This is a genomic window from Pandoraea terrae, from assembly GCF_902459695.1.
Classification (GTDB): Bacteria; Pseudomonadota; Gammaproteobacteria; order Burkholderiales; family Burkholderiaceae; genus Pandoraea; species Pandoraea terrae.
This window is the reverse complement of record NZ_CABPRZ010000006.1, coordinates 247166-273482: the sequence shown is the minus strand read 5'-3', so window position 1 is coordinate 273482 and position 26317 is coordinate 247166. Positions and strand designations below refer to the sequence as shown.

Sequence of the window (26317 nt, the reverse complement as noted above, 5' to 3'; positions counted from 1 at the left end):
GCGGAAGTAAAGACAAAGCAGTCAAGCAGCAAGGACGAGACGTTTTCGAGTTGATGTTGGATTGAGCGCGGCGGGGCCGTTCAGGCACCGCGGCGCTTTTACCCGGGGGGGTGCCATGAAGAACAATCACCGTTTTTTTCCCGTTGACGCGATCGCATGGGGGGTACTGCTTTTCACGCTATCGGCCCAGGCTCAGGAGCATACCGGCCCCTCGCCGGACGACAGATTCCAGCAGTTGATGGATATCGTGGACCGGCAGCAACGGGAAATTTCTTCTCTGAAGCAGCGTCTCACCGACCTGGAGATGACGCAGCGCGCGAGGGGGCTGACTGCGTGGGACACCGCGCAGATATCCCCGAGCGACGGTACCGCCGCCGGCACGGCCGGCGCGGCGGCCGGTGGGGCGGCCGGATCCTCCGGCGCAGGCTCGGCGGCGCCGATCGGCCAGACGCAACAAATGCAACGCAGTGAAAGCGAAGCGCAGCGCTCGCCCGGGGAAGAAGCCGTGGTGCAGCGTGAACATGCGCCGTTGTTCGACAAGAAGCTCACCATCGATGCTGGCTTGAGCTACGGTTACTACGACCGTCGCCAGTTGGCCTTGACGGGCTTTCTCGCCCTCGACGCGATTTTCCTTGGCACACTCAACCTCGGCGAGACCAAGGCGAGCGTGTGGACGTTCGACGTCAACACGCGCTACGGTCTGACCGACCGGTTGAGCGTGGCCGTCGACATTCCGTATCTGTATCGCAATACGAATTTCATCTCGGGCGGTGTCGGCGGCGCATCGACGACGATCAGCGACATCTCGAAGAACTCGTCTGCGATCGGCGATGTCAACGCATCGCTGTACTATCAAATCGTCAAGGAATCGACGGGCTGGCCGGATATCGTCGGTTCCTTGCGTGTGACGGCGCCTACCGGCACGTCGCCGTTCGGCATCAAGCTGGTCACGCCCGATCCGAACAACAACAATCTGCAAACGCCGGAACGCCTGCCTACCGGCAATGGGATCTGGTCGCTCACGGCCGGGGTGTCCTTCCTGCGTACGTACGATCCGATCGTGCTGTTCGCGAACGTCGCCTACACGTACAACATCGCGCGCTCGTTCAACGACATCTCGGCGGTATCGGGCGTTGTGCAGCCGGCCAAGGTAAAGCTTGGCGATGTCGTGCAGGTGGGTGCCGGGATGGCGCTGGCACTGAATGACAAGACCGCATTGAGCATTTCCTATTCGACCGCGATTTCGCGCGCATCCAAGACCCAGGTGCCTGGCGGCAGTTATACCAAGGTAGCCGGCAGCGCGACCAACGCGGCATCGCTCAATTTCGGCATCAATTACGCGATCGACAAACATTGGACGTTCAACGGCTATGTCAATGCCGGCATGTCGCCCGATGCGCCGAACTATGTGATCGGCGTTCGGTTCCCGTACACCTTTTGACGGGACGGGGTAACCAGGGCGGAACTGCGCCCGCCGGCATGTCCGGTGCGCGTGGTGCCGCATGCGGGAGAACGGAGATGGACAAGATTCGATCGGGGTTGGCCGCCTGTCTGGCGGTTGCGGGGTGGTTGATGGTGTCGACGGCTTACGGGGTGCCTGACTCGCTTGGCAGTGTGGCGCTGGGTACCGTTTTCGGCGGTGGTTCGTCGAGCCAGCCTGCGGCGGAAACGCCGCGATTGAGTCCGGAGCAGCTCGGCGGCTTGCTCGGCGGCGTCGCAACGCGGGTCGATCAATGCGTCAAGGGTGGATTGCTGGCGGACGACGGGACGCGTGCGGAGACACAGCTCGACAGACTGTTGACTAGCGCCGAACGCGCAACGGGCGAGACCAACGTGTTTTCGCAGATTCGCGGCGGGTGGGAGAAGGTCCGGCTACAGATGGCGGCGACCGAACAAACACCGCTGACAACGCGGGATTGTTCGGTGGCGGCGCGTCAATGGCGGCAGGCGAAGTCGACCTACCCGATCCAGTAGGGGGTACGCGCGTATGCGGCACGGCAAAAAATCGCCGCCACCGGCAGCCTGTTGCGGCAGCTCAGTGACGGACGGGGCCCACGCTCAAGTGAACGACGCTCAGCTGTTGACTGTGAAGGTTGGTGGTGGTGTCGAGGTGCGTGCCCGTGTTCTGTTGCGGCTTCGGCGCGGGAACGGGCGGGATGATTTCGTCCCACAGGCGTACCGCGCTGAGTTGCATTGTCGGGGCGGCCGGCATTGCGACGACTGTCGCCGACTGGCCGTGTGTCGCGCGCATTGTCGAAAGGGCCGCGTCGCTAATCGGCTGCGCCGGCAGCATCGTTGGCGCCGTGATGTCGGCGTGAGCCGTCGCCGGCATGAGCAGGCCCGGCAGACAATACATGGCTGAACGAATCAAATGGGTAATGGTATTTGACATGGCGAGCCCCCCGGCGTCCACCGTGCCGCCGCCTGCGACACTGCTCTGTATTGTATTGCGGACTCGGGGAAAAGATAGGGGTTTATTGGGGGTCATATGCGACTGCCCTTCGGTTTTCGCCGCAGGGGGGATGTCGCGCGCGGGCAACAGCTACGCGATGCGCAGCGCAAATGCCGCGCGAATTGCGGCGAACCGACATAAACTGGACGCCAACCGTCTCGGATGCGCGCCGGCGGGTGCGGTTGCGCGCAGCGTACGGAATCCGAGGGTTTCGTCTAATCGAATCGCCGCAGGGCGGCAAGACACAATAATAAGAAGCGGTCTGACCTGACCAGGCAGAGCGGGGGAAGCATGCGCGTGCTGGTGGTGGGCGAAGACGCCCCCTTGACCGGGGGGTTGACAACGGCCTTGCAGGCCGACGGGGAAGACTCGTCGGTCGCATTGCGCCACGCCCGGGAAATTCAACCGCGCGACTGGGCGTGGTTGCGCGAGTCGCCCGTGCGCCGGTGCCTGGTGGTGGGCGAGTCGGTCGCACGCGCCGGACTGGAGCTGTTGTGCGTGCAAGCGTCGGAACACCTCCCCGTCATTCCGGTGATCGTGACCGGACATACGCTGTTTCCCGATGAAATGATTCGCTGGCTGCAATTGGGCGTCTCGGCTTGTTTGCCGTGGCCGGCGCCGGCGGTGCGCACGCGCGCGGTGATCGACCTGGTGTTGGCGGGCGGCCGTTTTGTGCCCGATGAATCGCTCGCGGCGCTTCTGATGCTGTGGCGCCAGGAGTCGTTGGGCGGCGGCCCATTGGCGGCGGCCGGTTTGCCGGTGTTTCCGCTGGGCGGCGACAAGGCGGCCCAATTGGCTGAATCCGCCTTGCTCGGCATCTCGCAACGTCAATACGAAATCCTTGCGCTGCTCTCGCGCGGGTTGTCCATCAAGACCATCTGCCAGCAGTTGCTTATCTCCGAAGGCACGGCGAAGACGCACGTCTCGGCGTTGTACCGCCGGCTCGGCGCGCGCAACCGCGGCGAGGCGATTTATATTGCGGCGCAACGCGGCGCGAAGCGCCTCTTCGAGACGTGAACGCCCAAATCAAACGGAGACAATAGGCGCGGCGCGCTGCCGGGATTACCATCATGGCTTCGAGAACAAGATACCGAGACAGAGGAGCCCACGTTGTCCGCATCGTCGTCATCGTCAACGCCCACTTCACCGGCCGCCGCAGCGGCTGCCCGTTCGCAAACTGCCGCGCCTGAAAGCGTACCCGACCCATCGACCCCGAAAGGCGCGTTGGCCGGCGTCAAGGTGCTCGAACTCGGCACGCTCATTGCGGGGCCGTTCGCGGCGCGCATGCTCGCCGAATTCGGTGCCGAAGTCATCAAGATCGAAGACCCCGCCGGCGGCGATCCGCTGCGCAAATGGCGCAAATTGCACCCGGCTGAAGGCGGCACGTCGCTGTGGTGGGCCGTGCAGGCGCGCAACAAGAAATCGGTCACCGTCAATCTGAAACATCCCGAAGGCCAGGACATCGTGCGCCGCCTCGCTGCCGAGGCGGACATCGTCATCGAGAACTTCAGGCCGGGCCTGCTCGAACGTTTCGGACTCGGTTACGAACAACTCTCGGCCATCAACCCGGGGCTGATCATGGTTCGCCTGTCCGGCTACGGCCAGACGGGACCGTATCGCGACCGTCCCGGCTTTGGCGCGATCGCCGAGTCGATGGGCGGCCTGCGTCACATTACCGGCTATCCCGAACTGCCGCCGCCGCGCATCGGTATCTCGATCGGCGATTCGATCGCCGCGCTCCATGGCGTGATTGGCGCCATGATGGCCCTGCACCACCGCAATGCGCATGGCGGACGCGGCCAGATGGTCGACGTGGCGCTGTACGAGGCTGTCTTCAATCTGATGGAAAGCGTGGTACCCGAATACAGCGTGGCGGGCATGGTGCGGGAGCGCACCGGCGCCGCCTTGCCGGGCATCGTGCCGTCGAACACCTATCCATGTGCGGACGGCATGATCGTTATCGGCGGCAACAGCGATCCGATCTTCAAGCGCCTGATGTGCGCGATCGGGCGACAGGATCTCGCGGACGACCCGGGTCTCGCCCACAATGACGGACGCGTGCCGCGCACGCAGGAAATCGACGATGCGATCGGCGCGTGGACGCGCACGCAGCCCATCGAGGCCGCCCTTGGCGTGCTGCAGGGCGCGGACGTGCCGGCGAGCCGGATCTATACGGTGGCCGACATGTTCACCGATCCGCAATTCATCGCACGCCAGATGATCCAGCGGCATGCCTTTCCCGACGGCACGCCCATCGATCTGCCCAATATCTCGCCGAAACTCTCGGAAACGCCGGGGCAGACCCAATGGCTTGGGCCCGAACTGGGGGCACATACGGATGAAGTGCTGCGGCATCTGGGTTATGATGCCGACCAAATATTTAAGTTGCGAAGCAATAACGTCATCTGACGGAGACAATCGATGCAAAGACGGCAATTCATGTCGGCCCTGGCCGCAACGGGCTTGATCGGCGCAGGCGTGCGTCCGCTGCATGCCCAGGCCAAGCTGGAAAAGACGAAGATTGCGATCGCCGTCGGCGGCAAGAATCTCTTCTATTACCTCCCGCTGACCATCGCCGAGCGCCTGGGCTACTTCAAGCAGGAGGGCCTCGAGGTCGAAATCTCCGACTTTGCCGGCGGCTCCAAGGCGTTGCAGGCATTGCTCGGGGGCAGTGCCGACGTCGTGTCAGGCGCCTATGAACACACCATCGCGCTGCAGGCCAAGAACCAGTACATCCGCGCTTTCGTTCTGCAGGGCCGCGCCCCTCAGATTGTGTTCGCCGTCTCCAACAAGACGATGCCGAACTACAAGTCGCTCGCCGACCTGAAGGGCAAGAAGATCGGCGTGACCGCGCCGGGTTCGTCGACCAACATCATGGCCAATTTCGTGCTGGCCAAGGCCGGCATCAAGCCCAACGAGGTTGCATTCGTGGGCGTGGGCGCCTCGTCCGGCGCATTGGCGGCGCTGCGGTCGGGCAACATCGACGCAATGGTGAATCTGGACCCCGTCATCACGATGCTGGAGCGCGACAAGGAAGTGCGCATCGTTTCCGATACGCGCACCCTCAAGGAGACGCAAGCCGTGTTCGGCGGCAATATGCCGGCCGGTTGCCTGTACTCGACGGACAGTTTCATTCAGAAGAATCCGAATACGACGCAAGCGCTGGCCAACGCGATGGTGCATGCGCTGCGCTGGCTGCAGACCGCGGGGCCGTCGGAGCTCATCAAGACGGTGCCCGAGTCGTATTTGCTGGGCGACCGCGCCTTGTATCTCGATGCCTGGAGCCGCGTGAAAGAAGCCATCTCGCCGGACGGCCTGATTCCGGCCGACGGACCCGCCACGGCATTGCGCACGCTGCAGGCCTTCGACGAAACGGTACGCGGCAAGCAGATCGACCTGTCGAAGACCTTTACGAACGAGTTCGCGAAGAAAGCGGACGCGAAGTACAAGTAACGCGCCGGAAGTCACCCACCGACCCATGAGCCTACCTGCCCTCAGTTTCGACCGCATTACCTGCACCTTTGTCGCGCGTGACGACCGCACCCAGCGTTATACGGCCGTCGCCGACACGTCGCTGACCATCGCGGCCGGCGAGTTCGTATCCGTCGTGGGGCCGACCGGGTGCGGCAAGTCGACTTTGCTCAATGTGGCCGCCGGCTTGTTGTCGCCGTCGTCCGGCGACGTCAAGGTCTTCGGCGAGCCGCTTTCCGGCATCAACAGCCGCGCGGGCTACATGTTCCAGGCTGAAGCGCTGATGCCGTGGCGCAATGCCATCGACAACGTTACCGCCGGTCTCGAGTTCCGCGGCGTGATGAAGGACGAGGCGCGCATGCGCGGGCAGGAATGGCTCAAACGGGTGGGGCTCGGCGGTTTCGAGGACCGTTATCCGCATCAGTTGTCGGGTGGCATGCGCAAACGCGTCGCCATGGCGCAGACGCTGATTCTCGATCCCGACATCGTGTTGATGGACGAGCCGTTCTCAGCGCTCGACATCCAGACGCGTCAGTTGATGGAGAATGAGCTGCTCGACCTGTGGGCCGCGAAGCGCAAGGCCGTGCTTTTCATCACGCACGATCTCGACGAAGCCATCGCACTGTCCGATCGCGTGATCGTGTTGTCGGCAGGGCCGGGGACACGTCCGATAGGTGAATTCCGAATTGACTTGCCGCGCCCGAGAGACGTTGCGGAAATTCGGTCGCATCCGCGATTCACCGAGCTGCATGCCCAGATATGGGACGTGCTGCGCGAGGAAGTCCTGAAGGGCTACGCCCAGCAATTGAAAGCGGTTTAAGCGGCATTTTCCACTCGAGTCGAGATCCGTACGTCATGCGAAATCGTTCGTTGTCCCGTTACCTGCGGTTGTGGCAATGGCTGCTGCTGCTTGCGTGTTTTCTCGTCTGGTATGCGCTGACCAGCCCGACCTTGTTGCCCGCCTTCTATTTCGACAGTCCGGACAAGGCCGCCTTCTTCTTCGGCGAGCCGCAGCGCGTGCTGATGCAGATCTGGACGTGGTTCGCGGGCGGCGAAATTTACCTGCATCTCGGCGTGACCCTGCTCGAGACGGCGCTGGCGTTCGTCATCGGCACCGTGTTCGGGTTGGCAGTGGGTCTGTGGCTGGCGCTGTCGCCGACGGCCGGCGCGTTGCTCGATCCGTACATCAAGGCCGCGAACTCAATGCCGCGCGTGATTCTGGCGCCGATCTTCGGGGTCTGGTTCGGGCTCGGCATCTGGTCGAAGGTGGCGCTGGGCGTCACGCTCGTTTTCTTCATCGTATTTTTCAACGTCTACCAGGGCGTGAAGGAAGTGAGTCCGGTGGTGTTGGCCAACGCGCGCATGCTGGGTGCCAATCAGCGCCAGCTGCTGCGCCGCGTGTATCTGCCAAGCGCCACGAGCTGGGTGTTTTCGAGCCTGCACAACTCGGTGGGACTGGCGTTCGTGGGCGCGGTGGTTGGCGAATACCTGGGGTCGTCACGCGGCGTCGGCTATCTGATCCTTCAGGCGGAAGGGACCTTCGACATCAACACCGTGCTGGCCGGGGTGCTGGTGCTCACCGCGTTCGCGCTCGCACTCGATTCGCTGGTCGGCCTGGCCGAAAGACGCCTGATGGTATGGCAGCCGCAGGCCGGGGAGACCGAGAAAATGTAGGACAAGGGACGGCGGCCGGCTGGCCTCGGGCACGGCCGCAATTGTGACCGCATTTGTGACCGCATTTGTGACATATCGCCGTGGCTTTCCTCGGTTACAATTCCCATTATGCGAATCCTGCTCAGCAACGACGATGGGTATCAGGCGCCGGGCCTGGCTGCGCTTTACGAGGCGCTGTCACCGCTTGGCGACATTACCGTGGTGGCGCCCGAACAGAACTGTAGCGGCGCCTCGAACTCCCTGACCCTGCAACGGCCGCTGTCGGTATTTTCCGCCGCCAACGGGTTCCGTTTCATCAATGGCACGCCGACCGACTGCGTGCATATTGCCCTGACCGGGCTGATTGACGAGCGCCCCGACATCGTCGTGTCGGGCATCAACAACGGGCAGAACATGGGGGAAGACACCCTCTATTCGGGCACCGTGGCCGCCGCCACCGAAGGCTTCCTGTTCGGCATCCCGTCGTTTGCTTTTTCCCAGGTGAACAAGGGGTGGGATCATCTCGACGCCGCCGCACGTGTGGCGCGCGAGATTGTCGAACGGTATATGGAGCGTCCGATTGGCGCGCCGTTCCTGTTGAACGTCAATATTCCCAATCTGCCGTATGCCCAGATCAAGGGTGCGCTGGCCACAAGGCTGGGCAAGCGGCATCCGTCGCAACCGGTGATCCGACAGGAGAATCCGCGCGGCGAACCGATTTACTGGATCGGCCCCGCCGGCGACGCGCGTGACAGCAGCGAAGGCACCGATTTCCATGCCGTGGCACACGATTACGTCTCGGTGACTCCCTTGCAGCTGGATCTGACGCACACCGCGCGACTGGACGTCGTGCATGATTGGCTCGCCAGCGCAGGGGTCACTGGACGATGACGACACCACCGAAGCGTTTCCCACTTCCGCTCGCTGATGTGATGGCGCGCCGCCAACGCAAATCGACCGCACTGGACAAGGCCGCGCGCGTTTCCCCGGCGGGTGCGCCACCGGCTTCGATGACGCGGCCGGCAACGCCGGCCTCGGGCAAGCCCGCGACACCGCCGGCGGCGAAAACGGCAAGCAAGCCGGGCACGAATATGACAAGGCAAACCACAAGCCATGCCGCGACGAAGGCTGCATCAGGCGCCGCGAGCGCTGCGGCTGCCGGCAAGCCGGCGCATGCACTGCGCGCCTCGGCGACGTCGCTGTCAGGCGCTTCCGCACGACCGCAACCGGGCGGTGGGCGGCATCACGGTGGTACCCACGCAGCGGGCGCGAAGACGGGCGCTGCCCGACCGGCCGCCGCGCCGCATGCGCAGCCGGTGCCGAAACCTGCCGCGAAGCCGGCGGCGAAATCCGTTTCGCCGGGCGGTGGCATGCAGAAAACCGTTGCCCGCGCCGCGACCCAGTCCGACGGCGTCGGCCTCACTTCCGAGCGGGTGCGTTTGCGTTTGGCGGAGCGTGTCGAGGCGTTCGGCGTCAAACACCGCGGCGTGCTCGACGCGATAGCGACGGTGCCGCGTCACGGGTTCGTCGATGCGGCGTTGGCCAATCAGGCGTATGAGGATGCGGCGCTGCCGATCGGCCACGGGCAAACGATTTCGAAGCCTTCGGTGGTGGGGTGGATGATCGAGCTGATGCTCGCGGGCCGGCCCACCTTGGACAAGGTGCTGGAAATCGGCACGGGCTGCGGCTATCAGGCGGCCGTGCTGAGCCTGCTGGCGCGCGAGGTGTACTCGATCGAGCGCATCCGGCCATTGCATGAGCGCGCCAAAGCGAACCTACGGCCGTTACGCGTGCCCAATATCCGTTTGCACTACGGCGACGGCCGACTCGGGTTGCCGAGCGTCGCACCGTTCGACGGCATCATCATTGCTGCGGCTGGCCTTGAAGTTCCGCAGGCGCTGCTGGAGCAATTGGCGGTCGGCGCGCGTCTTGTCGCGCCGGTCGGCGGCGAACAACAGTATTTGACCTTGATCGAGCGTACGGGCCCGCGCCAATGGCGGGAGACGCGCCTTGATAGGGTCTTATTCGTACCTTTAAAATCGGGCATTATTTGAGCCCGACAGCTACATTCTGCGGAGGAATTGAGTGAATTTGCGAGCGGGACTTCATCAGCGCGTCGCCAGTGTGTTGTTGTTGAGCATGCTGGCTGCATGCGCATCGCGCCAGGTGGGCGCGCCCGTGGTCGACCGGACCATGACGCCGGGCACGAGTGTGTCGGGCAGTGTGGTTGGCGCTGCGCCGGTCGTTGACGATACCCCGGTGCCGCCGGGCTTCTATCGTGTCAAGCCGGGCGATCGCCTATATCGGATTGCGTTGGAAAACGGGCAGAATTACCGTGACATCGCACGCTGGAACAATATCGCGAACCCGGACCAGATCGAAGTGGGTCAGGTGCTGCGCGTGAAGCCGCCGGCGGGTGACACGGCGACCCCATTGCCCCAGGCTGCGCCGGTCGCAGGCGCTGCGGCGAGCGGCGCGAACGGGGCTACGGCGAACAACCCCGCGGCCGCACCGGCGCAGGCGAACCCGGCAGCATCGGCGCCCGCGGCGAGCGGCGGGGCATTATCCCTTGGCTGGCCGGCGCGCGGCAGCGTGGTGGGCACATTCAATGACAGCACCAACAAGGGGCTGAACATTTCCGGCAGCGCGGGTGATCCAGTGGTGGCAGCCGGCGCGGGCAAAGTGGTGTACTCGGGCGCGGGCCTGCGTGGCTACGGCAATCTGGTGATCATCAAGCACGATGGCACCTTCTTGACGGCGTATGCGCACAATCGCACACTGTTGGTGAAGGAAGGCGACAGCGTAACCCGAGGGCAGAAGATCGCCGAAATGGGGGATTCCGACGCGAGCCGCGTAATGTTGCATTTCGAGGTGCGCCGCGATGGCAAGCCTGTGGATCCGATGAAGTATTTGCCGCCTCAATAACCAAGGCAGGGTCGAATGCTCAAGAGAAAGCGTCGTACTTCGCAAGAGGAAGGCCTCGCTACCCCGGGTTCCGAGGATCGGAACGAGGGGCAGGACGAAGCTGTGGACGACGCTTTCGCTGAAGAGCGTGAGGCGGAGGAGGAGGGCGATGAAGAGGAGTCGTCCGAATCGTCATCGGCCGAGGGGCGCCGTGCAGCGAGGCCGGTGGCCGAGCCGGAGGACTTCGGCACGGTGCTGCAGGCCGAGCTGACGGCCGATACCGTCCAGCACTATCTCAATCGCATCAGCATCAAGCCATTACTGTCGCCCGCGGAGGAGCTCGACTACGCGACACGCGCGCAGGCGGGCGAGTTCCCGGCGCGGCAGGTGATGATCGAGCGCAATTTGCGGCTCGTTGTCAGTATTGCGAAGGGGTATTTGAATCGCGGGGTGCCTTTGCTCGATTTGATCGAGGAGGGCAACCTCGGTTTGATGCATGCGATCGAGAAGTTCGATCCGGGCCGCGGTTTCCGTTTTTCGACGTACGCGACATGGTGGATTCGCCAGAGCATCGAGCGGGCGATCATGAATCAGGCGCGAACGGTGCGTTTGCCGGTGCATGTGATCCGCGAGCTGAATCAGGTGTTGCGCGCGAAGCGCCATCTTGAAAAGAGTGCGGCGCATGCGGACGGTGGCGAGCATCGTGATGCGAGCATCGAGGATATCGCGGACCTGACAGGCAAGACGGCTGAGGAAATTACCGATATTTTGGCGCTCAACGAGCATGTGGCATCGCTCGACGCACCGCTCGAAATCGACCCGGGCAGCAGTTTGCTCGATCTGCTGTCGGATGACCACAGCGAGGCGCCGGAGCAGGAGGTGCAGCACCGCGAGCTGGAAGATCTGATGCGGTTGTGGCTGTCCCGGCTGTCGCAGAAGCACCGCTATGTGATCGAGCGCCGCTTCGGCTTGAACCGGGTCGAACCGGCTACACTGGAAGAACTGGCGGACGAGATGGGGCTGACGCGCGAACGTGTGCGGCAGATCCAGCAGGAAGCGCTGGTCAAACTCAAACGTTATTTTGCTTCGAACGGGGTTCGTAAGGACGCCGTCTTGTGATGCCCTTGCCCACACCTGTCCTGGTATTTGATATTGAGACGATTCCGGACGTCGACGGTTTGCGTCGGCTCGATCCCGCATTGGCAGGGTTGTCCGACGACGCAGTCGCTGAAGCGGCGTTTGCGGCGCGCCGCGAAAAGGTCGGTCACGACTTCTTGCCGCTGCATCTGCATCGGGTCGCAGCGATATCCTGCGTGTTCCGCGATCGTGATGGTTTGCGCGTAAAATCGATTGGGACGCTCGAGGACGGCGAAGGCGCGCTTGTGAGCGCGTTCTACCGCACGATCGAGAAATACGCGCCGCAATTGGTATCCTGGAACGGCGGCGGTTTCGATCTGCCGGTGCTCCACTACCGCGGACTGATCCACGGGGTGCAAGCCCCGCGCTATTGGGACATGGGCGAGGACGATCGCGAGTTCAAATGGAATAACTACATCAGCCGTTACCATAGCCGTCATCTGGACCTGATGGACCTGCTGGCGATGTATCAGGCGCGCGCCAACGCGCCGCTCGACGACCTCGCCAAGCTCTGCGGTTTTCCGGGAAAGCTCGGCATGGACGGCAGCAAGGTTTGGGAAGCTTATCGTCAAGGAAATTTGGCGGAGATTCGCAATTATTGCGAGACGGATGTCGTGAATACGTATCTCGTCTATTGCCGTTTTCAGTTGATGCGCGGCGGGCTGCGCATGGCGGAGTACGAGCAGGAAATCGAGTTCGTCAAACGCTCGCTTGCCGATGAGGCTGCGCCGCATTGGAAGGAGTATTTAGCGGCGTTTGGGTGAGTTTTTTGGGGTTGATTCCCCGTTGGGTAGGCTGGCGGTTTGTTCGATTCTGGACCCGCTTTCCACCGTGGTCAGTTGACGCTTCGTTTGAGGCTGGACCCGCTTTCCACGCTCGCGCCAGCCGCTTTATCGACCCTCCTTCCGCTCCCGGAGCACACGTCCGCTGCAGGAGGGTCAATAAAACGGCACCGACGTTACCGTGCCTTTGATTCCCGGTCCGTCGAAGACCCGCTTCACACTCCCCCACGCGACACTTTGCCCTCCGTAACCGCCGCCAGTGCGGCACTCCCAGCGACGGTCCCTACAGCCAAAGTGTCGTGAGACCCAGTCGTTCATCGGCCCGGGGGCAGCATCGCAATCACTGGCGGCCTGGCTCGCCTCACGGGTGCTCCCCTCGATGCATGACGACGGCAATGGCGCTGGTTTTGCGCAGCAAAAGTAGCTCCGTTGGCGGCCTCGGGCGCTGGAGAGGGCGCGAGCGCAGCAATTTGGGCCAGTGCTGAAGGTCCGCTGGCGGCCCCGGGAGCCGGGGAGGGCGCAAGGGAATCACATCGAGATGCCGCTGGTGCCCGACAAACCGGCATCCCACCCAATTCCTCCTCCTCAGGAGGAATACACCCAGCGAATCGTCTACAATGGCGGGTTTGCTGTACTGAGAATGACGCCGTGACCCGCCCCACAAGACATGCACACCGCGGCCGCCAGCCCGCAGAGCTTGGCATCATCGACATTGACTCGCTCGACATGGAAGCGCGTGGCGTCGGCCGCCTGCCGCCCGAGGGCGAAGCGGGTACGCCGGAGTATAAGCCGGGCAAGGTGATTTTCGTCGAAGGCGCGCTGCCGGGTGAGCGCGTCACTTTCCTCTCGTACCGCCGCAAACCCAAATTCGAGCAGGCCGATACGGTCAGCGTCCTGCGTGCCAGTGCCATGCGCGCCCATCCGAAATGTCCGCATTTCGGCAAGTGCGGCGGCTGCTCAATGCAACACCTGGAGCCGCGCGCCCAGTTGGCCATCAAGCAGCGCGTGCTTGAAGACAATCTGTGGCACCTCGGAAAGGTCAAGGCCGAAACGCTGCTGCGCCCGATTCAAGGGCCGGATTGGGGCTATCGCTTTCGCGCACGCCTCACGGTACGTTACGTCGCCAAGAAGGGCGGAGTGCTGATCGGGTTCCACGAGCGCAAAAGCAGTTATGTGGCCGACATGGATTCCTGTGAAGTGCTGCCGCGTCACGTCTCGGATATGCTCGTGCCGTTGCGCCGCCTCGTGGAGTCGCTGTCAATCAAAGAACGCCTTCCGCAAATCGAATTGGCCATCGGCGCCGACGTCACGGCGCTGGTGCTGCGAATCCTCGAGCCGCTAACGCCGGAAGATGAGGCGATCCTGCGGGCCTTTGCCGACACGCATCGCGTGCAGTTCTGGGTGCAGCCGAAAGGGCCGGACACCGCTGTGCCGTTCTATCCGCTCGAACCGGAACTCCATTACACGCTGCCGGAATACGATATTCGTATGCCGTTCAAGCCGACGGATTTTACGCAGGTCAATCATCAGATCAATCGCGTGCTGGTCAGCCGAGCGTTGCGCCTTCTCGCGCCGCGACCGGACGAGCGGGTGCTCGACCTGTTCTGCGGGCTCGGCAATTTCACGCTGCCGCTGGCCCGCGTGGCCGGCCGGGTCGTGGGGATCGAAGGCAGCACGGCACTTACCGAGCGCGCGCTCGCCAACGCCGGCCGTAACGGTCTGGCTGGCAAAACGGAATTTGCCTGCCGCAATCTGTTCGAGGTCTCGGCCGAGGATATTCGCGCGCTCGGCCACTTCGACCGCTATTTGATCGATCCGCCCCGTGAAGGGGCACTGGCCGTCGCGAAGGCGCTGGCGGAACTGTCGCAGGCCGGCTACGACGGGTTGCCGCGCCGTATTGTCTATGTCTCCTGCGGCCCCGGTACGCTCGCGCGCGATGCCGGTCTGCTCGTTCATGAAGCCGGCTACCGCCTGACGCACGCCGGGGTCGTCAATATGTTCCCGCACACGTCTCACGTCGAATCGATCGCCGTGTTCGAACGGCCCAATATCGGTGAAAAATGGGTGCCCCGTATGTCGGCCCCCGTTTCGGCTCCCGTTTCAGCTCCCGTTTCAGCTCCCCTTTCCGCCGCCGCGGAACAAGAGGACTTGTCCGAGAACGTGGATTCGGCAGGGATGCCCGACGTCACTTCCGACGTTAGTGCTTGATGAACGCATTGAAAAATAAGGGTCGGATGATCTGGGCGTAAAAAAACCGGCCTCGAATGAACTGCACCCCCAAAGGTTGGATCGATGTCCAACTTGATGGGGTCAGTTCAGAAAGGCCGGCTTATTTTCCGGTATTGGGCGAAATGCGTGGTCCGCCCGATCCGGGAGTGCGCCGCTTAGTTGCGGTTGCCGCCCAATACGCCGAGCAAGGCGAGCAGGTTGGCAAAGATGTTGTACAGGTCGAGGTAGATCGCGAGCGTGGCCGTGACGTAGTTCGTTTCGCCACCGTTCACGACGCGCTGCACGTCGAACAGGATGTACGCAGAGAAGATGGCGATGGCGAGTACTGACACCGTCAGCATCAGGGCCGGCAGTTGCAGCCAGATGTTGGCGATCGACGCCAGCACAATGACCATTACGCCCATGAACAGCCACTTCGACAGGCCGCTGAAGTCGCGCTTGCTCACCGTGGCGACCGTCGCCATGGCCCCGAAAATCACCGCCGTGCCGCCAAACGCCATCATGATCAGCGACGCGCCATTCGAAAAACCCAGCACGAAACTCAACAGGCGCGTCAGCATCAGGCCCATGAAGAACGTGAAGCCCAACAGCAGGGCCACGCCAGCGCCACTGTTCTTGAAACGCTCAATGGCGAACATGAAGCCAAAGGCAATCGCCAGGAATGCGATCACGCTCACCATCGGGCTGCCCGCGAACAGCGAGAAGCCATAGGTCACGCCAAGCCACGCGCCGGCAATCGTCGGCAGCATCGACAAGGCGAGCAGCCAGTAAGTGTTGCGCAACACCCGGTTGCGAACGGCCACCGTGGTGACGCCACCCCGGCCATAGCCGAAACGTTGGAAATCCTGGTTCATGTGTTCTCCTTTGCAAATGCGCATCCGGCCTCGCCGGATCGCGATTCGACACTGCCTTGACTGGCCGGATTCTCCGGCGCGTCCCCGCGACCGGCACCCCTGCGCGCGCCGAAACGCCCAATCTTGCCAGATCGGCGCCTCAAAACGCGGGACATGCCCGGCCGTCAACGCTTTTGAGCCTGACGGGCGCGTTAGGTTCCGTCCCCATCATAACAGCCTTCATGCTACAATTACGGATTCATTTTGGTTACATAACTGCTTAATTTTTTGGAGTTTTTCATGGCAGTCGAACGCACTTTGTCGATTATCAAGCCCGATGCCGTTGCCAAGAACGTGATTGGCCAGATTTACAGCCGCTTCGAAGGCGCTGGCTTGAAGATCGCAGCGGCCAGGCTGGTTCAGCTCTCGCGCGGCGAAGCCGAACAATTCTACGCCGTCCACAAAGAGCGCCCGTTCTTCAAGGACCTGGTCGATTTCATGATCTCGGGCCCGGTGATGATCCAGGTCCTCGAAGGTGAAAACGCCGTCGCGTTGAACCGCGAGCTGATGGGCGCCACCGATCCGAAGAAGGCCGAGAAGGGCACGATTCGCGCCGATTTCGCCGACAGCATCGATGCAAACGCCGTGCACGGCTCGGACGCTGCCGAAACGGCTGCGGTCGAAGTCGCATTTTTCTTCCCGGGTCTGAACGTCTACTCGCGCTAAGCGAGTCTGGATGTTCGCGGGATGCTTGACGGAGTAGGGCCATGACCGAACCGCTGAAGAATCTGCTCGATTACGATCCGGATGGTCTGGCTGCGTACTGCGCAACGCTCGGCGAAAAGCCGTTTCGCGCGCGTCAATTGCAACGCTGGATCCACCAGATGGGCGCCGCCGATTTCGACGGCATGACCGATCTGGCCAAATCGTTGCGCGAGAAGCTGCGTACGCGCGCGGAAATCCGCGCGCCGCAGGCGATCACCGACCACCTGTCGGCCGATGGCACGCGCAAATGGCTGCTCGACGTCGGCAACGGCAACGCCGTGGAAACCGTCTACATCCCGGAAGATACGCGCGGCACGCTCTGCGTTTCCTCGCAGGCGGGCTGCGCCGTCAATTGCCGTTTCTGCTCGACCGGCAAACAGGGCTTTTCGCGCAATCTCACGATGGGCGAAATCATCGGCCAGCTCTGGATGGCCGAATTCCTGTTGCGCCATACGCTGGGCCGCGAAGGCAAGCAGGAGCGTGTCATCACCAATGTGGTGATGATGGGCATGGGCGAGCCGCTGCTCAATTTCGAGAACGTTGTGGGCGCCATGCGCCTGATGCTCGACGATAACGCCTATGGGCTGTCGCGCCGCCGGGTTACGCTGTCGACTTCGGGTGTGGTGCCGATGATGGACCGCCTCGGCGCCGAATTGCCGGTGGCGCTGGCCGTTTCGCTGCATGCACCGAACGATGCCCTGCGGGACACGTTGGTGCCGCTGAACAAGAAATATCCGCTGCGCGAACTGATGGGCGCGTGCGAGCGGTACCTCGAAGTGGCGCCGCGCGATTTCATCACGTTCGAATACTGCATGCTTGACGACGTCAACGACACCGACGCGCATGCGCGCGAGCTCGTGGCGCTCACGCGCGACGTGCCGTGCAAGTTCAATCTGATTCCCTTCAATCCGTTTCCCGAATCCGGCCTGTTGCGTTCGAAGGACCCGCAAATCAAACGGTTTGCGCAAATCCTGCTCGATGCCGGCCTCGTCACGACCGTGCGCAAGACGCGTGGCGATGACATCGACGCCGCCTGCGGCCAGCTGGCCGGCGAAGTGCAAGACCGCACGCGCCTCGCGCAACGCGGTAAATTCGGGAAAATTGCGGTCGAGGTGCGAGCCGTATGAGGTTGCGCGCGGGCGGGTCGAAGCCGACGGGCGAACGCGCCCGGCAGTGCCCGCCTTCGATGGCAAGCACGATTGCGATAACGAAAATTCAACGCACGCAGGGCGCGTTCGACGCCGCGCGTGAATTCGCCGGTCAATCATTCCCGTGGTCCGCTGATGCCGTGGCAGGCCGCCATGCGACACGGACGCGGCGAATGACGGAACCGGCTTCAGCATCATCAGAATATCCTCAGCCGTCAAAGACGGTTGCTTACGAACGGGGGCGTATCGATGGATAACCAGGATCAGGCAGAAGCGATCACGCAAACCGAACCGGCAGGCGCCGGTCCGGCGCCGGGATTGGCCGAAACGGCCGTCCAGGTGGGCGCGCAGCTTGCCGCGCTGCGTGAACAGCGCGGCATGTCGATCGAAGACGTTTCGGCGCGCCTCAAGGTTTCGGCTCAAAAGCTGAAGCGCCTGGAGGCAGGGGAGTGGAGCACGCTTCCCGAAATGCCGTTCGTGCAGGGCGTGGTGCGCGGCTATGCGCGCATGCTCGGTGCGGATCCGGCGCCGCTGACGGAGCCGTTGCGCCGCTTCGGCCGCAACGCGCAAATCGAGATGCCGCCGCCCGTGCCGAATGCCCCCAGCATTCCGAAAAGCCCCGTGCGCTTCCGCTCGCCGGTCGGCTCGCCTCAGGCCAAGTGGCCCTGGGCGCTGGCCGTGCTCGTGATCGTGGCGGGCGCTACGTGGTATTTTGGCGGCAGTCACAAGGCGGCCTCGACGGTCTCGCCGGCGGAACCCGCTTCGTCGGCCAGCACGCCGGCTGCGCAAGCCGCGGAGCCGGCCAGCCAGCCGGTCGTCGCGGATGTCAATGCGACGCCGCCGGGCGCCGATGCCGGCACCGTGGCAAGCGATGCCGCCGCTGCCAACAGCACCGGTGCAGCAATGATCGCCGCAACGGATCCGTCGCGCGTCGTCTCGGCCGTGGCGAGCGCCGCAGCCGGGATGTCGGCCGAGGCCTCGGCGCCTGCCGCCATGGCGCCGGCGTCGTCCGCAGCGGCGGGCCAGCCGGGTAACGGCAAGCTTACGCTGAACCTGAAGGCCGACAGTTGGGTCGAAGTGCGTCAACGCGACGGCAAAATCGTGTTCTCGCAACTGCTGCGTGCAGGTGCAGCCCAGGACATCACGGGCGATGCACCGCTCAAGGTGGTGATCGGCAACGTGGCCGGCGTCGAGTCGGTGCAGTTCAATGGTCAACCGGTCGAATTGAAGACCCGCAATGCGGGCAACGTGGCGCGCCTCTCGCTGCAATGAGGGCGCGGACGAGGTAAATCATGGCTTCTGTACAATGCATGCCGATCACCGGAGGGCCTGCGGCGCGCCGCAAGACGCGTCAAGTGGGCATTCGCTGGGGCGGGCAACGGGTGACCGTCGGCGGCGATGCGCCGATTCGCGTGCAATCGATGACCAATACGGATACGGCCGACGCCATCGGCACGGCCATCCAGGTCAAGGAACTGGCGCAGGCCGGCTCGGAACTGGTCCGTATTACCGTCAACACGCCGGAAGCGGCTGCGGCGGTGCCGTCGATTCGTGAGCAGCTCGATCGCATGGGCGTGACTGTCCCGCTCGTCGGCGACTTTCACTACAACGGCCACAAGCTGTTGACCGATTTCCCGGCATGCGCCGAAGCGCTGTCGAAGTACCGGATCAATCCCGGCAATGTCGGGCAGGGCGCAAAGCGGGATTCGCAATTTGCGCAGATGATCGAGGTGGCTTGCCAATACGACAAGCCGGTGCGCATCGGCGTGAACTGGGGCAGTCTCGACCAGTCCCTGCTCGCGCGCATCATGGACGAAAACGCGCAGCGCGCCGAGCCTTGGGAAGCGCAGAGCGTGATGTACGAGGCGCTGATCACGTCGGCGATCGAGTCGGCCGAGCGCGCTCGTGAAATCGGGCTGCCGGCAGAGAAGATCCTGCTGTCGTGCAAGGTCAGTGCGGTGCAGGACCTGATCGCGGTGTATCGCGAATTGTCGCGCCGCTGCGATTATGCGCTGCACCTCGGATTGACCGAGGCCGGCATGGGTTCGAAGGGCATTGTCGCGTCGACCGCCGCGCTGTCGGTGCTCCTGCAGGAAGGCATTGGCGATACCATTCGCATTTCGCTGACGCCGGAACCGGGCGGCGCGCGCACTGGCGAAGTCGTCGTTGCTCAGGAAATCCTGCAGACGATGGGTTTGCGGGCTTTCGCGCCGATGGTGATCGCCTGTCCGGGCTGCGGTCGCACCACAAGCACGGTGTTCCAGGAGTTGGCGGCAAGCATTCAGACATATCTGCGTGAACAAATGCCGGTGTGGAAGGCGCAATATCCGGGCGTGGAAAACATGCACGTTGCGGTCATGGGCTGCATTGTCAACGGACCGGGCGAGTCGAAGCACGCCAACATCGGCATCAGCCTGCCGGGGTCGGGTGAATCGCCTGCCGCACCGGTGTTCGTCGACGGACAGAAGGTGCGCACGCTGCGCGGCGAGCGTATCGCAGAAGAGTTTCAGCAGATCGTCGACGACTATGTGAAGACCCATTACGCGCCGGCAGCGGTAACCGCGTAAAGCAATAATAAGGGCAGGAAGATTTGACAATGAGTGAAGCGAAGAAAGGCAACGGTCGCGCCAGCAAGTTGGCGGGCGTGAAGGGCATGAACGATATCCTCCCGCAGGACGAAGCCCTGTGGGAGTTTTTCGAAGAGACCGTGCGCGCCATGCTGCGCGCTTATGGCTATCAGCAAATCCGCACGCCGATTCTGGAGCAGACGCAACTCTTCTCGCGCGGCATCGGAGAAGTCACCGACATCGTCGAGAAGGAGATGTACAGCTTCACCGATTCGCTGAACGGCGAGCAACTGACGATGCGTCCCGAGAACACGGCATCTGTCGTGCGCGCCGCGCTCGAGCACAATCTGCTCTACACCGGACCGAAGCGCTTGTGGTACTTCGGCCCGATGTTCCGCCACGAAAGGCCGCAACGCGGCCGCTATCGCCAGTTCCATCAGGTCGGCGTGGAAGCGCTCGGTCTGGCCGGCCCGGATGCGGACGTCGAAATCATCCTCATGTGCCAGCGGCTGTGGGACGACCTCGGGCTCACCGGCATCAGGCTCGAACTGAACTCGCTCGGCCAGGCGGAAGAGCGCGCGGCGCACCGCAAGGACTTGATCGCGTATCTTGAAGGCCACGCCGAACTGCTCGACGAGGATAGCCGCCGCCGTCTGTACACGAACCCGCTGCGCGTGCTCGATACCAAGAATCCGGCGATGCAGGCGATGGTTGAAGGCGCGCCGAAGCTGATCAACTACCTCGGCGAGGCATCGCTCAAGCATTTCGAGGGCGTGCAGACGCTGTTGAAGGCGAACAACATCCCGTTCACGATCAATCCGCGCCTGGTCCGCGGTCTCGACTACTACAACCTGACCGTTTTCGAATGGGTCACGGACAAGCTTGGCGCACAGGGCACGGTCGCCGGCGGTGGCCGCTACGATCCCCTGATCGAGCAACTGGGCGGTGATTTCACGCCGGCGTGCGGATGGGCGATGGGGGTCGAGCGCATTCTGGAGCTGTTGCGCGAAGACGACCTCGTGCCGCAAGCCGAAGGTTGCGACGTGTACGTCGTCCACCAGGGCGAGACGGCTGTGGCGCCGGCGATCGTGGCTGCCGAGCGCATGCGCGACGCGGGCCTGAACGTGGTGTTCCACTGCAGCCCTGATGGCAAGAGCGGCAGCTTCAAGTCGCAAATGAAGCGCGCGGATGCCAGCGGCGCTGCGTTCGCCGTCATCATCGGCGAGAACGAGGTCGCCACCGGACAGGCCGCCGTCAAGCACTTGCGTGCGGCCAACCAGGACAACAACCAGACCAGCGTCGCTTTTGAATTGCTGGCCGAACATCTGATCGATGCCATCGTCGCCACGGCGGACGACAGCATCAACGAAGCCTGACGAGGAGCGGGGTCGATGAGCTATCACGAGGAACAGGAACAGATCGAGAACGTCAAGGCCTGGTGGAAGCAGTACGGCAACACGGTGGTCTGGATCCTTGTCGCAGCCATGCTCGCCTACGGCGGCTGGAATCTGTGGCGTTATTGGGAACGCAAGCAGTCGGTCGAGGCGGGCGTGCTGTACAGCACGCTGGAGAAGGCCGTCGACGCGAAGGACAAGGCGAAGGTCACCCGTATCGCAAGCGATATGGAAGACAAGTTCGGCCGCACGGCCTATGCGCAGATGTCGGCGCTGCTCGCCGCCAAGTCGCTCGACGAAGCTGGCGATCTGGCGGGTGCGAAGACGCAGCTGCAGTGGGCCGCCGAGCATGCGCAGGACGACGAATACAAGCAGCTCGCCAAGCTCCGCCTGGCAGGGCTGCTGCTCGACCAGAAGTCGTATGACGAAGGTCTGAAAGTGCTCGGCGACGCACCGCCTGCGCCGTTCGCGGGATTGTTCGCGGACCGCCGCGGCGATTTGCTCGTCGCACAGAACAAGATTGCCGACGCGCGTGCGGCATACCGTCTCGCGCTCGACAAGCTGGATAAGCAGGACGCGGCAATGCGTCAGTTCGTCCAGTTCAAGCTTGATGCCTTGGGTAGTTAATCGATAGCGATATGCCGCCCGGTCTCATCGGCCACGCGCGGCGCACACCAATAACGCATAACCGGGTACATGATGATCTTTACCGATTTCCGTCGATCGATGCCGACCGCAACGAGCCAACGTTCCCTCAAGCGCGCCAGTGGCCTGACCGCGACCGTGGCTGCGCTGGCCGCCGTGACGCTGCTCGGCGGCTGCGGCTTGTTCAGCAGCAAGCCCGCGCATGAACCGACGCCGCTTACGGAGATCAAGCAGGGGCTGACCGTCCGCCAGATGTGGACGGCCAGCGTCGGCAAGTCCGGCAGCTACGATTTCGCGCCGATCGCCGTGGGCGAGGCAGTGTTTGCCGCCGGCGCGAATGGCGGCATCGTGCGTCTGGACGCCAACACCGGGGCCACCACCTGGGCCGCCAAGGCCGACACGGACATTACCGCCGGCCCCGGCAGCGATGGCGAGACGACGGCTGTCGCGAACGCGAAGGGCGATATCCTCGCGTTCGACCACGACGGAAAGCAGACCTGGAAGGCGAACGCCGGCAGCGAAGTGCTGGCCACGCCGTTGGTCGGCCGCGGCCTGGTGATCGTGCGTGCGGTCAACAACCGCGTGACGGCGTTCGATTCGACCACGGGCGCCGTGAAGTGGACGTACACGCAACCGGCGGCCGCATTGACGTTGCGTACCGGCACCGGCATGATTTTCGTGGGCGACCGAGCCATGGTCACTGGTTTCCCCGGCGGCAAGCTCGTGGCGTTAGACCTGCAGACCGGCAATCCGCTGTGGATCACGCCGCTGTCATATCCGAAGGGCGTGACCGAGGTCGAGCGCGTCAACGACGTGACGGGCAGCCCGGTGTTGTTCGGCCGCCAGATCTGCAGTGCGACGTTCCAGGGCCGAGTCGGCTGTGTGGACGCGGTGACCGGCAACGGCCTGTGGGCGCGTGAATTTTCGTCGCCGAACGGCGTGTCGCAGGACGAACGCCTCGTGTCGTCCGTGAACAGCGAGGGGCAGGTGTTCGCGTTTGCGTCGACCGACGGCTCGACGCTGTGGCAAAACGATAAACTCAAGTATCGCACCCTCGGCGCGCCGCTGGCGTTGGGCCGCGTGGTGGTGGTTGGCGACATGCAGGGCTATGTGCACTTCCTGTCGCGCGACAACGGCGAATTCGTCGCTCGCGCCAAGGCGAACGGCGCGATCAGTGCACAACCGGTGCTGGCGGGGCAAACGCTCGTGATCCAGACCCGCGACGGCAACCTGATCGGCTATCGTCCGGAATAACCGGCGCCCGGCTGTTCCGGGAGCGGCCGGCAGTGTGCCGGCCGTATTTGTTTTTAGGGCTTGTTTATGAAACCCGTGATCGCGCTCGTAGGGCGCCCCAATGTCGGCAAATCGACACTCTTCAACCGTCTGACGCGTTCGCGCGACGCGCTCGTCGCCGACTTGCCGGGCCTCACGCGCGATCGTCACTACGGCGAAGGCCGCCTGGGCGAGTACCCGTACCTCGTGATCGATACGGGCGGCTTCGAACCGGTGGCCAAGGACGGCATCTTCCACGAGATGGCCAAGCAGACCCGCCAGGCCGTGGTCGAGGCCGACGTGGTGATTTTCATCGTCGATGGCCGGCTGGGGCTTGCCCCGCAAGACATGATCATCGCCGATTACCTGCGCAAGACCGGCCGTAAGGTCATGCTCGTCGTGAACAAGGCGGAAGGGATGCGTTACTCGTCCGTCGCCAACGAGTTCTACGAGCTCGGTCTCGGTGATCCGCTTGCCATCTCGGCCGCCCATGGCGACGGCGTGCGCGAAGTCATCGACGAGGCGCTTGCGCCTTTCTATGCGAACGCCGAGCAGGAGGAAGCCGAGAAGCGTGAAGACGGCCGGATCCGCATCGCCATCGTGGGCCGTCCGAACGTCGGCAAGTCGACGCTGGTGAACACGCTGCTCGGCGAAGAGCGCGTGATTGCGTTCGACATGCCCGGCACCACGCGCGATTCGATCCACATCGACTTCGAGCGCCAGAGCAAGAAATACACGCTGATCGATACCGCTGGCCTGCGCCGCCGCGGCAAGGTGTTCGAGGCGATCGAAAAGTTCTCGGTAGTCAAGACGCTGCAGTCGATCGAAGACGCGAACGTCGTGATCCTGCTGCTCGATGCGCGCCAGGAAGTCTCCGATCAAGATGCCCATATTGCCGGCTTCATCGTCGAGTCGGGGCGTGCGCTGGTGGTCGGCGTGAACAAATGGGACGGTCTCGACGAATACGTGCGAGACCAGACCAAGGAAGAGCTTGAGCGCAAGCTCAAATTCCTCGAGTTCGCCAACTTCCATTTCATTTCGGCGGCAAAGTCGACCGGCATCGGTCCGCTGATGCGTTCGGTCGATAGCGCGTATGCGGCGGCGATGGCGAAACTGCCGACGCCGAAGCTCACGCGCACGCTGGAAGAGGCCGTGGAATTCCAGCAGCCGCGCCGCTCGGGATTCTCGCGTCCGAAAATGCGCTACGCGCACCAAGGCGGGTCGAATCCGCCGATCATCGTGATCCACGGCAACAATCTCGATGGCGTGACCGACACCTATAAACGCTACCTGGAACGGCGCTTCCGAGAAACTTTCGGGCTCAAGGGCACTCCATTACGAATAGAGTTCCGCAGCGGCGCAAACCCTTACGCCAAGGCGGAGTGAAACGCCCGGCCGAGGCGGGGTTTTGCTGGCGCACCATGCAAAATCGGCTATAGTGTGGGAGTTGGGGCGGGTAGCGCGCACGCGTCCCAATTTACGGTCAATCTAAAAAAATTCAATGGAGTATCTTATGAGCAACAAAGGGCAACTTTTACAAGACCCGTTTCTGAACGCCTTGCGCAAGGAACACGTTCCCGTCTCGATCTATCTCGTCAACGGCATCAAGCTGCAGGGAAATATCGAATCGTTTGACCAGTATGTCGTTCTGTTGCGCAACACGGTGACCCAGATGGTTTACAAGCATGCCATCTCGACGGTCGTGCCGGCGCGTCCGGTGAATTTCCACCCGGAAGCCGAGCAGTCCTGATCCAGGCCCGTCCGGCCAGCCACATTGGCTCGGCCGGGCGAATTCCATCCGCATCTTCTTCCCACGCCCCCGCTTTTTGACTAACGCCGCCCTCGTCGGCATCGATTTCGGCAAGCTCGATTTCGAAGCCAGCCTCCAGGAACTCGATCTTCTGACGCAAAGCGCGGGAGCCCGACCTGTCGTCACCATCACCGGCCGCCGCCACAGTCCCGATGCCAAGTTCTTCATCGGCAGCGGCAAAGCTCAGGAATTGAAAGAAGCCATCGGCCATTACGGCGCCGAGCTGGTCATCTTCAATCATGCCTTGAGCCCCGGCCAGCAGCGCAACCTCGAGCATTTCCTCGGTTGCCGGGTCGTCGATCGCACCAGCCTGATTCTCGACATCTTCGCGCAGCGCGCCAAGAGTCACGAAGGCAAGCTGCAGGTCGAGCTCGCGCAATTGCAATATCTGGCCACGCGCCTCGTGCGCGCCTGGACTCACCTGGAGCGGCAAAAGGGCGGTATCGGCCTGCGTGGTCCCGGCGAAACCCAGCTCGAAACCGACCGCCGCCTGCTCGGCGAGCGTGTGAAATCACTCAAAGTGCGGCTGATCAAACTGCAGCGTCAGCACGACACGCAACGCCGTTCGCGCAAGCGCAACGGCACGATGTCGATCTCCCTCGTCGGTTATACCAACGCGGGGAAGTCGACACTGTTCAACGCGCTGACGAAAGCCAATGCGTACGCGGCCGACCAGCTCTTCGCCACGCTCGATACCACTTCGCGTCGCGTTTATCTTGGCGAGGCGGGGAACGTCGTGCTGTCCGATACTGTCGGATTCATCCGTGAACTGCCTCACCAATTGGTGGCGGCATTTCGCGCCACACTGGAAGAAACGGTGCACGCCGACATGCTGCTGCATGTCGTCGATGCTTCAAGTTCGGTGCGGCAGGAACAGATGGCCGAGGTCAATGGCGTGCTGTCCGAGATCGACGCTGCCGACATCCCCCAGATTCTTGTCTGGAACAAGATCGACGCGGCGCCGGAATTGGCAGCGCAGGGGCCTCGGATCGAGCGCGACGAATCCGGCCGCGTCTGGCGTGTCTTCCTGAGCGCACGGACAGGTGAAGGGCTTGATTTGCTTCGGGATGCCATTTCCGAGGCCGTGAGCCTGGGCACTGGGTTACAATCGGATGACGAAGCGCCCGATGTCCGGCTGGTCGACTCTTGGGTCGATGAGCCCCACGCAGAAGAACGGTAAAAAAATTACGTAGTCTCGCCGAACATCGCCAGCCGCGGATCACATGCGGCAGCGGATTGCGGCAAGACATTGCTC

Annotated in this window: 25 protein-coding genes; 23 read left to right on the top strand and 2 right to left on the bottom strand. The window is 63.0% G+C overall.

Translation table 11 applies throughout. The features are described from left to right. Window positions 1-115 precede the first annotated feature (115 nt). Both PTE30175_RS09695 and PTE30175_RS09690 read left to right on the top strand, forming a co-directional pair. Window positions 116-1441, top strand: a complete 1326-nt coding sequence (locus PTE30175_RS09695; protein ID WP_150696846.1) for a hypothetical protein — start codon at window positions 116-118, stop codon at window positions 1439-1441. Window positions 1442-1518: 77 nt separating this feature from the next. Next, window positions 1519-1974 carry a hypothetical protein gene (locus tag PTE30175_RS09690; protein WP_150696845.1) on the top strand — a complete coding sequence of 152 codons (456 nt, stop codon included), beginning with the start codon at window positions 1519-1521 and terminating at the stop codon, window positions 1972-1974. A gap of 61 nt (window positions 1975-2035) precedes the next feature. On the opposite strand, the gene PTE30175_RS09685 is transcribed toward PTE30175_RS09690, so the two are convergent. After that, the gene (locus tag PTE30175_RS09685) at window positions 2036-2392 is read right to left on the bottom strand and encodes a hypothetical protein (protein ID WP_150696844.1); all 357 of its coding nucleotides are present in this window, start codon (window positions 2390-2392) and stop codon (window positions 2036-2038) included. Window positions 2393-2743: 351 nt separating this feature from the next. Here PTE30175_RS09685 and PTE30175_RS09680 point away from each other — a divergent pair, with 351 nt between their 5' ends. The 11 genes from PTE30175_RS09680 to rlmD all read left to right on the top strand — a co-directional run bounded on the left by PTE30175_RS09680 (window position 2744) and on the right by rlmD (window position 14607). Continuing rightward, a complete protein-coding gene (locus PTE30175_RS09680) occupies window positions 2744-3469 on the top strand; it encodes a helix-turn-helix transcriptional regulator (protein WP_150696843.1) in 726 nt (241 codons plus the stop codon). A gap of 207 nt (window positions 3470-3676) precedes the next feature. Beyond that, window positions 3677-4861: a CaiB/BaiF CoA transferase family protein gene (locus PTE30175_RS09675; RefSeq protein ID WP_224788682.1), complete on the top strand. Its 1185-nt coding sequence runs from the start codon at window positions 3677-3679 to the stop codon at window positions 4859-4861. 30 nt (window positions 4862-4891) lie between these two features. Beyond that, entirely contained in the window at window positions 4892-5905 is a 1014-nt protein-coding gene (locus tag PTE30175_RS09670) for an ABC transporter substrate-binding protein (RefSeq protein ID WP_224788681.1), read from the top strand. Between the two features lie 25 nt (window positions 5906-5930). Then, complete coding sequence (locus PTE30175_RS09665; protein WP_150696840.1) at window positions 5931-6743, top strand: ABC transporter ATP-binding protein; 813 nt, start codon at window positions 5931-5933, stop codon at window positions 6741-6743. Window positions 6744-6778: 35 nt separating this feature from the next. Next, a complete protein-coding gene (locus PTE30175_RS09660; protein ID WP_150696839.1) occupies window positions 6779-7597 on the top strand; it encodes an ABC transporter permease in 819 nt (272 codons plus the stop codon). A 108-nt stretch (window positions 7598-7705) separates the two neighbouring features. Then, window positions 7706-8467, top strand: a complete 762-nt coding sequence (gene surE, locus PTE30175_RS09655; protein WP_150696838.1) for a 5'/3'-nucleotidase SurE — start codon at window positions 7706-7708, stop codon at window positions 8465-8467. Further along, window positions 8464-9630 carry a protein-L-isoaspartate(D-aspartate) O-methyltransferase gene (locus PTE30175_RS09650; protein WP_150696837.1) on the top strand — a complete coding sequence of 389 codons (1167 nt, stop codon included), beginning with the start codon at window positions 8464-8466 and terminating at the stop codon, window positions 9628-9630. The genes surE and PTE30175_RS09650 overlap by 4 nt, the downstream gene beginning before the upstream one ends. 85 nt (window positions 9631-9715) lie before the next feature. Then, window positions 9716-10501, top strand: coding sequence for a peptidoglycan DD-metalloendopeptidase family protein (locus PTE30175_RS09645; RefSeq protein ID WP_150696874.1), 786 nt, complete (start codon window positions 9716-9718; stop codon window positions 10499-10501). A gap of 15 nt (window positions 10502-10516) precedes the next feature. After that, window positions 10517-11599 carry an RNA polymerase sigma factor RpoS gene (gene rpoS, locus PTE30175_RS09640; RefSeq protein ID WP_150696836.1) on the top strand — a complete coding sequence of 361 codons (1083 nt, stop codon included), beginning with the start codon at window positions 10517-10519 and terminating at the stop codon, window positions 11597-11599. A 5-nt stretch (window positions 11600-11604) separates the two neighbouring features. Further along, window positions 11605-12381 carry a 3'-5' exonuclease gene (locus tag PTE30175_RS09635; RefSeq protein ID WP_224788674.1) on the top strand — a complete coding sequence of 259 codons (777 nt, stop codon included), beginning with the start codon at window positions 11605-11607 and terminating at the stop codon, window positions 12379-12381. A gap of 666 nt (window positions 12382-13047) precedes the next feature. Continuing rightward, window positions 13048-14607, top strand: coding sequence for a 23S rRNA (uracil(1939)-C(5))-methyltransferase RlmD (rlmD, locus tag PTE30175_RS09630; RefSeq protein WP_420819617.1), 1560 nt, complete (start codon window positions 13048-13050; stop codon window positions 14605-14607). A 176-nt stretch (window positions 14608-14783) separates the two neighbouring features. Here rlmD and PTE30175_RS09625 read toward each other — a convergent pair whose 3' ends face one another. Continuing rightward, window positions 14784-15482 carry a Bax inhibitor-1 family protein gene (locus PTE30175_RS09625; RefSeq protein ID WP_150696835.1) on the bottom strand — a complete coding sequence of 233 codons (699 nt, stop codon included), beginning with the start codon at window positions 15480-15482 and terminating at the stop codon, window positions 14784-14786. Between the two features lie 279 nt (window positions 15483-15761). Here PTE30175_RS09625 and ndk point away from each other — a divergent pair, with 279 nt between their 5' ends. The 10 genes from ndk (at window position 15762) to hflX (ending at window position 26242) form a co-directional block, all read left to right on the top strand. Next, entirely contained in the window at window positions 15762-16187 is a 426-nt protein-coding gene (gene ndk / locus PTE30175_RS09620; RefSeq protein ID WP_150696834.1) for a nucleoside-diphosphate kinase, read from the top strand. 41 nt (window positions 16188-16228) lie between these two features. Further along, the gene (rlmN, locus tag PTE30175_RS09615; RefSeq protein WP_150696833.1) at window positions 16229-17353 is read left to right on the top strand and encodes a dual-specificity RNA methyltransferase RlmN; all 1125 of its coding nucleotides are present in this window, start codon (window positions 16229-16231) and stop codon (window positions 17351-17353) included. Between the two features lie 270 nt (window positions 17354-17623). Continuing rightward, complete coding sequence (locus PTE30175_RS09610) at window positions 17624-18646, top strand: helix-turn-helix domain-containing protein (RefSeq protein WP_150696832.1); 1023 nt, start codon at window positions 17624-17626, stop codon at window positions 18644-18646. A gap of 20 nt (window positions 18647-18666) precedes the next feature. Beyond that, the gene (gene ispG, locus PTE30175_RS09605) at window positions 18667-19941 is read left to right on the top strand and encodes a flavodoxin-dependent (E)-4-hydroxy-3-methylbut-2-enyl-diphosphate synthase (RefSeq protein WP_150696831.1); all 1275 of its coding nucleotides are present in this window, start codon (window positions 18667-18669) and stop codon (window positions 19939-19941) included. Between the two features lie 29 nt (window positions 19942-19970). Beyond that, the gene (hisS, locus tag PTE30175_RS09600) at window positions 19971-21317 is read left to right on the top strand and encodes a histidine--tRNA ligase (RefSeq protein WP_150696830.1); all 1347 of its coding nucleotides are present in this window, start codon (window positions 19971-19973) and stop codon (window positions 21315-21317) included. 15 nt (window positions 21318-21332) lie between these two features. Then, on the top strand, window positions 21333-21962 hold the full coding sequence (locus PTE30175_RS09595) for a tetratricopeptide repeat protein (RefSeq protein WP_150696829.1): 630 nt from the start codon (window positions 21333-21335) through the stop codon (window positions 21960-21962). A gap of 99 nt (window positions 21963-22061) precedes the next feature. After that, on the top strand, window positions 22062-23234 hold the full coding sequence (gene bamB, locus PTE30175_RS09590; RefSeq protein WP_338044423.1) for an outer membrane protein assembly factor BamB: 1173 nt from the start codon (window positions 22062-22064) through the stop codon (window positions 23232-23234). A 66-nt stretch (window positions 23235-23300) separates the two neighbouring features. Further along, entirely contained in the window at window positions 23301-24638 is a 1338-nt protein-coding gene (gene der / locus PTE30175_RS09585) for a ribosome biogenesis GTPase Der (protein WP_150696827.1), read from the top strand. Between the two features lie 127 nt (window positions 24639-24765). Then, on the top strand, window positions 24766-25002 hold the full coding sequence (hfq, locus tag PTE30175_RS09580) for an RNA chaperone Hfq (protein WP_010807283.1): 237 nt from the start codon (window positions 24766-24768) through the stop codon (window positions 25000-25002). A 76-nt stretch (window positions 25003-25078) separates the two neighbouring features. Then, window positions 25079-26242 (top strand): GTPase HflX, encoded by a 1164-nt coding sequence (hflX, locus tag PTE30175_RS09575; RefSeq protein WP_150696826.1) that lies wholly within the window; start codon window positions 25079-25081, stop codon window positions 26240-26242. Window positions 26243-26317 lie beyond the last annotated feature (75 nt).

Excerpts from the sequence above, each read along its gene's own strand:
- bamB (WP_338044423.1), top strand. The coding sequence starts at position 22,062 with ATGCCGACCGCAACGAGCCAACGTTCCCTCAAGCGCGCCAGTGGCCTG.
- PTE30175_RS09595 (WP_150696829.1), top strand. The coding sequence starts at position 21,333 with ATGAGCTATCACGAGGAACAGGAACAGATCGAGAACGTCAAGGCCTGG.
- ndk (WP_150696834.1), top strand. The coding sequence starts at position 15,762 with ATGGCAGTCGAACGCACTTTGTCGATTATCAAGCCCGATGCCGTTGCC.
- hisS (WP_150696830.1), top strand. The coding sequence starts at position 19,971 with ATGAGTGAAGCGAAGAAAGGCAACGGTCGCGCCAGCAAGTTGGCGGGC.
- hfq (WP_010807283.1), top strand. The coding sequence starts at position 24,766 with ATGAGCAACAAAGGGCAACTTTTACAAGACCCGTTTCTGAACGCCTTG.
- PTE30175_RS09665 (WP_150696840.1), top strand. The coding sequence starts at position 5,931 with ATGAGCCTACCTGCCCTCAGTTTCGACCGCATTACCTGCACCTTTGTC.
- rlmN (WP_150696833.1), top strand. The coding sequence starts at position 16,229 with ATGACCGAACCGCTGAAGAATCTGCTCGATTACGATCCGGATGGTCTG.
- PTE30175_RS09650 (WP_150696837.1), top strand. The coding sequence starts at position 8,464 with ATGACGACACCACCGAAGCGTTTCCCACTTCCGCTCGCTGATGTGATG.
- PTE30175_RS09625 (WP_150696835.1), bottom strand. The coding sequence starts at position 15,482 with ATGAACCAGGATTTCCAACGTTTCGGCTATGGCCGGGGTGGCGTCACC.
- rpoS (WP_150696836.1), top strand. The coding sequence starts at position 10,517 with ATGCTCAAGAGAAAGCGTCGTACTTCGCAAGAGGAAGGCCTCGCTACC.
- PTE30175_RS09680 (WP_150696843.1), top strand. The coding sequence starts at position 2,744 with ATGCGCGTGCTGGTGGTGGGCGAAGACGCCCCCTTGACCGGGGGGTTG.
- ispG (WP_150696831.1), top strand. The coding sequence starts at position 18,667 with ATGGCTTCTGTACAATGCATGCCGATCACCGGAGGGCCTGCGGCGCGC.
- PTE30175_RS09660 (WP_150696839.1), top strand. The coding sequence starts at position 6,779 with ATGCGAAATCGTTCGTTGTCCCGTTACCTGCGGTTGTGGCAATGGCTG.
- PTE30175_RS09670 (WP_224788681.1), top strand. The coding sequence starts at position 4,892 with ATGTCGGCCCTGGCCGCAACGGGCTTGATCGGCGCAGGCGTGCGTCCG.
- surE (WP_150696838.1), top strand. The coding sequence starts at position 7,706 with ATGCGAATCCTGCTCAGCAACGACGATGGGTATCAGGCGCCGGGCCTG.
- der (WP_150696827.1), top strand. The coding sequence starts at position 23,301 with ATGAAACCCGTGATCGCGCTCGTAGGGCGCCCCAATGTCGGCAAATCG.
- PTE30175_RS09695 (WP_150696846.1), top strand. The coding sequence starts at position 116 with ATGAAGAACAATCACCGTTTTTTTCCCGTTGACGCGATCGCATGGGGG.
- PTE30175_RS09645 (WP_150696874.1), top strand. The coding sequence starts at position 9,716 with ATGCTGGCTGCATGCGCATCGCGCCAGGTGGGCGCGCCCGTGGTCGAC.
- PTE30175_RS09610 (WP_150696832.1), top strand. The coding sequence starts at position 17,624 with ATGGATAACCAGGATCAGGCAGAAGCGATCACGCAAACCGAACCGGCA.
- PTE30175_RS09685 (WP_150696844.1), bottom strand. The coding sequence starts at position 2,392 with ATGTCAAATACCATTACCCATTTGATTCGTTCAGCCATGTATTGTCTG.
- PTE30175_RS09690 (WP_150696845.1), top strand. The coding sequence starts at position 1,519 with ATGGACAAGATTCGATCGGGGTTGGCCGCCTGTCTGGCGGTTGCGGGG.